At 45.2% G+C, this 5821-nt stretch carries 6 protein-coding genes and 1 other RNA gene; 4 read left to right on the plus strand and 3 right to left on the minus strand.

Going from position 1 to position 5821, the window contains the following annotated elements; translation table 11 throughout:
* A partial coding sequence (locus tag Q8O71_04230) for a HAMP domain-containing sensor histidine kinase (GenBank protein MDP2705569.1) occupies positions 1-750 on the plus strand: 750 nt, incomplete at its 5' end.
* 32 nt (positions 751-782) lie between these two features.
* Here the strand turns inward: Q8O71_04230 and Q8O71_04235 are convergent.
* The 3 genes from Q8O71_04235 to smpB all read right to left on the minus strand — a co-directional run bounded on the left by Q8O71_04235 (position 783) and on the right by smpB (position 2189).
* Positions 783-1199 (minus strand): response regulator, encoded by a 417-nt coding sequence (locus tag Q8O71_04235; protein MDP2705570.1) that lies wholly within the window; start codon positions 1197-1199, stop codon positions 783-785.
* Between the two features lie 106 nt (positions 1200-1305).
* Positions 1306-1707: a transfer-messenger RNA gene (ssrA, locus tag Q8O71_04240) on the minus strand.
* Between the two features lie 41 nt (positions 1708-1748).
* Positions 1749-2189, minus strand: a complete 441-nt coding sequence (smpB, locus tag Q8O71_04245; protein MDP2705571.1) for an SsrA-binding protein SmpB — start codon at positions 2187-2189, stop codon at positions 1749-1751.
* Between the two features lie 220 nt (positions 2190-2409).
* Here smpB and ftsH point away from each other — a divergent pair, with 220 nt between their 5' ends.
* From ftsH to Q8O71_04260, 3 genes are all read left to right on the plus strand, one after another.
* Entirely contained in the window at positions 2410-4329 is a 1920-nt protein-coding gene (gene ftsH, locus Q8O71_04250) for an ATP-dependent zinc metalloprotease FtsH (GenBank protein MDP2705572.1), read from the plus strand.
* Between the two features lie 84 nt (positions 4330-4413).
* Positions 4414-4767 carry a hypothetical protein gene (locus tag Q8O71_04255; GenBank protein MDP2705573.1) on the plus strand — a complete coding sequence of 118 codons (354 nt, stop codon included), beginning with the start codon at positions 4414-4416 and terminating at the stop codon, positions 4765-4767.
* 74 nt (positions 4768-4841) lie between these two features.
* A partial coding sequence (locus tag Q8O71_04260; protein ID MDP2705574.1) for a histidine kinase N-terminal 7TM domain-containing protein occupies positions 4842-5821 on the plus strand: 980 nt, incomplete at its 3' end.

Below are 5821 nucleotides of genomic sequence, written 5' to 3' on the forward strand. Positions count from 1 at the left end.
TACGAAGTGGAAAAGAAAGCGAGAATCGAACTTGAAGAATTGGACAAAGCCAAAGACCAGTTTATCCTCACCACCCAGCACCACCTCCGCACTCCGCTCACAATTGTCAAAGGATTCATTGAACTGTCGTTGGATGAGAAAGAGGCCAATCAAAACGTCAAAACATATCTTGGTAAGGCTGACGATGCCGTGGAAAGAATGTCCGGCCTCATTAACGACCTTCTGAGCGTGTCCCAGGTTGAGATAGGGAAAGTAAAGCCCCAGCCTGTTGTGTTGCGCGAAGTGATTGAAGAAATGCGCTCCGAGCTCTCGCCGGCAATTGAAGGAAAGGGTATTTCCTTTGTCATCACATTTTCTCCCGAAGCGGGAAACATCAAAATTGCCGCCGATAGGAAAATTATTAAAGCCGCCCTATATAACCTGATTGATAATGCCGTCAAATATACAAGTAAGGGCGGGGTGACCGTGCACGGAGAGATTTTCAAACCTGTCGAAGGCGATATACCATTTCTTAAAGTAGATATTACCGACACGGGAATCGGAATTGACCAAAAAGATTTACCGCTCATATTTAACCGATTTTTTGAACGTGGCGCAGAGGCGCAAAAAGTTAATCTTGCGGGCAAGGGAATCGGGCTCGCTTTGTCAAAGAGGATTATCGAGTCACATGGAGGTATGGTCTCAGTCAGTTCGCCGGGGAAAGAGAAAGGCTCGACTTTTACGGTCAAGTTCCCGGTTATTGTGGGATAGAAAAAACTTCCCAATATAAACAAAAAACGGCCTTAGGCCGTTTTTGTTTGAACTATTCCCCAGACTTCTTTGACGAAAAGAACGGGGCTCGTGTCCATTTTAAGAACGTGTCGGGCGTTTGGAGTATCTTGAATCGTTTCCTTGATTTCTCGGGTTCCATAATTTGTGAGCATAATAACCGGAACGGAATCAAATTCTTTGCTGCGTCGGATTTCTTTTAAAATCTCAAGACCGGAGACGTCCGGCAAAAGAATGTCGGCAACAATAACATCGGGTCGCTCTTCTCTCCCGTCCTTGAATGCTTCTATTTGAGAGAGGGCGTCTTTTCCGGTGTACACACTTTCAATCTCAAACCCCTCGCGCTCAAACGCACTCCGGTAGAGGTCAACGATTGCAGGCTCGTCTTCAATAAGAAACACCTTATATTTCTTTTTCTCTTCAGGTGACATAATGTATTAACTGATTATAGCCCCTGGAGGGAAGGGGTCAACCAAACCTATTCACTTTTTCTGCTTGCAAGCAAAAAGCCCCTATAGATAGGGGCTTTTTGAAGAAAGGTGGAGATGGCGCGAATCGAACGCGCGTGCAAAATGGGATTTCTAGACGGGTCTACGAAACGTAGTTTGTTTTTTGTGTTTAAGTCCAATGAGTAGAGAACAAACAAAATCGCATTGAACCGATTCCTTTATTTCACGGACGCGGAGGAAAACCGCGCACGCTACATTCGGAGGATATTACACCCCGTCTGCACTACCGAATCGCATGCAGAGAGACGCCGCTTAGGCCGAAGCGTAAGCGAAAGCAAAATTGTTTTCCGTAAAATACGGAGAAACAATAGATTTTGCTCGTGCAACTAAATTGTTAGCACGTATCGTTTCCTCGACATATTAGGAGAAGCGAGGAATACTCCGTTTCGCGCATAAAGAAACACGCATCTTGTCTAGGCCGATCATCCCCCTTAAAGGCGCAATGTTTTCGCATTTAAGCCGAATGACCGGTTAACGAATTTTCAAGGAGCGCTTAATATCGCGTTCAATGTCTTTCTTTTTTATACTTTCGCGCTTGTCGAATTTTTTCTTTCCGCGGACGATGGCAATATCAACCTTGACTTTCCTCCCCAAATTATACATCGAAATTGGCACTATTGTCAACCCTTTTTTTGATTCGAATGAGGATACATTATCTATTTCTTTCTTCGTGAGAAGCAATCGGCGATTGCGTTCGGGGTTGTAATCGGCAGGAGTGTTTTTTGGCTGAAAAGCGGGGATGTGCGCGCCAATGAGATAGGCTTCTCCTCCTCTTACCGTTACATGTGCTCCTTCAATGGAGCCGGAACGGTTGCGTATGGACTTGACTTCAAAACCGAAAAGCTCGATACCTGCCGGTATTTTTTCCAAAATTTCATAGTTAAAGCCCGCTTTTTTGTTTTCGATAAGCATTACTGGAGTTTGACTTCGAATATCCTGCCTAATTCTGTCGCAGGGATGAGAAGGCAAGTCGTGTATAGTGTCGGCGGAGCCGACACCTTGCCAGCAAAGAACCCCCTGACCTGCGGGAAGAAATATGCTTCCAATGTTCCTTATTTCTTCCCGCAGGGTTCTTTACATCACATCATAACAAAACCGTGAATTTTTTCCTTTTCCTGGTATAATGGCGACCATGGTAAACGAAGAAAAACCAAAGAAAAACATACAAATTATCGTCAAACAAAACCGCGGCAAAAAGGGCGGCACGGGGCCATTTTGGGCCAATGTCGGAAGCACGCTTCTTATTTTTCTTACGCTCCTCACTCTCTACTCTCTTTTGTGGGAGAATATTCCCAAAACGCAGACAGTTCCTCTTTCGCTCATTGCCCAGGACCTCACTCAAGGCCTTGTTAAGTCAATTTCCGTTGAGGGTGAAAAACTGAGCGTTGAATATGTTAATGGAGACGTCAAAGAATCAAAAAAAGAGGATGGAACCGCTCTGACCGAAACGTTGGCAAACTACGGTGTCTCCGCCGATGCATTAAAAAGTGTGACAATCGATATCAAAGGAAACACGGGCTTCGGTTTCTGGTTTGTTACACTTCTGCCGATTATCCTTCCTATACTGCTCATACTTTTCTTTTTGTGGTTCATGACAAGGCAGGTGAAAGGGGCGGGGATGCAGGCGTTTACGTTCGGGCAATCAAAAGCGCGTCTTATTTCCCCCGATGACAAAAAACAGCGGGTGATGTTTAAAGATGTCGCCGGTGCAAAAGAGGCGAAAGAAGAACTCGCGGAGATTGTCGACTTTTTGAAAAATCCGAAAAAGTTTTTTGATATCGGAGCGCAAATTCCGCGTGGCATCCTTCTTATGGGTGCACCCGGAACAGGGAAGACATTGCTTGCCCGAGCGGTTGCCGGAGAAGCGGGTGTCGCATTCTTTTCCATTTCCGGTTCGGAATTCGTGGAAATGTTTGTCGGAGTCGGTGCGTCTCGGGTTCGTGATTTATTTAAATTGGCAAAGCAAATGGCGCCGGCAATTGTTTTTATTGATGAAATCGATGCTGTTGGGCGTGTCCGTGGAACGGGGGTGGGGGGAGGAAACGATGAGCGTGAACAAACACTCAATCAAATTCTTGTTGAAATGGACGGCTTTGAACAGACGGAAAAAGTCGTTGTTATGGCGGCAACCAACCGTCCCGACGTGCTTGACCCCGCACTCTTGCGCCCCGGACGTTTTGACCGCCGGGTGACAATAGACCTTCCGGACCGCAGAGACAGGGAAGAAATATTGAAAATTCATGCTGACCGAAAACCGCTTGCAGAAGACGTTGCTTTCCCGGTAATCGCCGAACGCACTCCGGGCTTTTCCGGAGCGGATTTGCAATCCCTTATGAACGAAGCGGCAATATTGGCGGCCCGCGAAAACCGCAAAAAGGTCTCCCAATTTGATTTGATTCGTTCTATTGAAAAAGTGATGCTTGGGCCTGAGCGCAGAAGCCATATCCTTTCGATAAAAGAAAAAGAAATTACCGCATACCACGAAGGCGGTCACGCTATTGTCGCTTCAATTCTTCCCGACTCTGATCCCGTTCACAAAATTTCCATTATCTCCCGCGGACGTGCGGCAGGGTACACGCTCAAACTTCCTTTTGAAGACCGCCGTTTCCAGTCGAGAAAAGAATTTCTCGATGATATTGCCGTTTCTCTTGGGGGATATGTCGCAGAACAAATGATTTTCGGCGATTTGACAACAGGTTCTTCAAACGACCTTCAGGTGGCGTCCGCTTTGGCGCGTGACATGGTTACCAAATACGGAATGTCGGAGGCATTTGGTCCCATCGCTTTTGAAAATCAAGGAGGCAGGTCAATATTCGGGCATACGTTTGATGAACATGATTATTCCGAAGAAGTGAGCGCGCGTATCGACAAAGAAGTCGGAAAAATAATGAGCGAAGCATTTAAGAAAGCCCAAGATTTGATTCAAACGCACCGGTCCGTACTTGAAGCGATAGCAAAACGTCTCATTGAAGTTGAAACCATTGAACGCGAAGAATTTGAAAACATCCTCATTGCAAACGGTATTACTCCGAAAAAGAAGGCAGGGATATAGTAAAATATTTGACTTTTATGGTGTACGTGATATATTATTTCCAGGAAAAGCAAGATCTTTTTCATCTTTAAAAGGGAGGGGGAGATGTTACAGGAACACTATGTTGTGGAATTTTTCGAAGGAGCAAACTCTTGGGAGAAGCGACAGGCAGTCCATCGAGCACTTGATGTACTCAAGAAAAATGGAGAAAAAAAGGGTTCTGAGCTTGCTGTACTTCTTCGGTCGGTCCGTGTACCCATCGATATCGCCGTGACGATATTCATGGCCCTCGGTTACTTCGCGATGACTCAACCAACAAGGGAAAAAGGTACCCGTGCGCTTCATGTGAGTGACGAAAGAGTCTCCTTTTCAAAAGAAAAAAGGGAGTTGGCTCGTCTACACAAAGACCATGGCCCGTTCGGAGCAAGTGTGCCGGTTATTCCCTGGGAAATTGCGTAATCGCACTTTTAATTATTGCCCCGCAGAAAACATTCTGCGGGGCTTTTTCTTTGGTATATAATTAGCTCAATTCTATGGACTTTTCTCACATCAGTTTTTACGCCCTTTCCGCCCTCGTCAACTTCTTTGCGAGCTTCTTCTTTGGTACATTCGTCTATCTTCAAGACAGAAAAAATCCCGTGGGGAAAAGCTTCGCCCGTTTTATGTGGACGATTGCTTTGTGGAGCATACTCTACGCTTTCTTCCTGCAAACACAGAACGTTGGTTATGACACAATGATGGTTATCTCGCATATTATTGTTGCTCCTGCGATCTTTATTTCCATCACGGCATTCCATTTCATTACCCATTTTCTCGGAAAAGCGAAAAAATACAGAAAAATCACTTCATTTGGATATGTTATCTTTACCCTTTTTGCACTACTCTCTCTCTTCGGTTCACCGTTATTTATTGAAACAGTGCGTCCCATTTCCGTTTTTGATTACTGGGCAAAAGGGGGAATACTTTTCCACCCCTTTATGGTTTTATGGGCCGCTTATTTTATTGCTTTCTTCATACTTCTTCTTACTTCCTACAGAGAGTCGGACAGAATAAAAAAAGCTCAGATACGGTATATTCTTTTGGGAACGATATTTGGAAACCTGGGCGGTTCAAGCGGATGGATTCTTTTTTACGATATCCCGATAATACCGCCTATCATCGTTCTGTCTTTTTTGGTTCTTGCGTACGGGTACGCGATTCTTAAACACCACCTGTTCAGCATCCGCATGTTTGCGGTTGAGGTCCTCACCTTTATCATCTGGATTCTTCTTTTGATTAAAATTATTGTCGGCAGTCAGGCGGGACAATTTGTGATTTTTGACATTGCCATCTTCCTTTCCGTAGTAGTCATCGGTTCCTTCCTTATTCGCACCGGAGTTCGTGAATCCCGCCAAAGAGAAATGCTTGCCGAACTTAACGCCGAACTGGACTATCTAAACAAAAACCTTAAAGAAAAAGTTGCCGAGCAGACAAAAGAAATCCGTAAGGCGTATGAGGTGGAAAAGGAAGCCCG

This window comes from bacterium, from assembly GCA_030690305.1.
In the GTDB taxonomy this organism is placed as follows: Bacteria; Patescibacteriota; Minisyncoccia; order Phycocordibacterales; family JAGLPS01; genus JBBUCK01.

What these genes read in the sequence shown, in the direction of transcription:
- Q8O71_04235 (MDP2705570.1), bottom strand. Translation starts at nt 1,199, where the DNA reads ATGTCACCTGAAGAGAAAAAGAAATATAAGGTGTTTCTTATTGAAGAC.
- smpB (MDP2705571.1), bottom strand. Translation starts at nt 2,189, where the DNA reads ATGCTTATCGAAAACAAAAAAGCGGGCTTTAACTATGAAATTTTGGAA.
- ftsH (MDP2705572.1), top strand. Translation starts at nt 2,410, where the DNA reads ATGGTAAACGAAGAAAAACCAAAGAAAAACATACAAATTATCGTCAAA.
- Q8O71_04255 (MDP2705573.1), top strand. Translation starts at nt 4,414, where the DNA reads ATGTTACAGGAACACTATGTTGTGGAATTTTTCGAAGGAGCAAACTCT.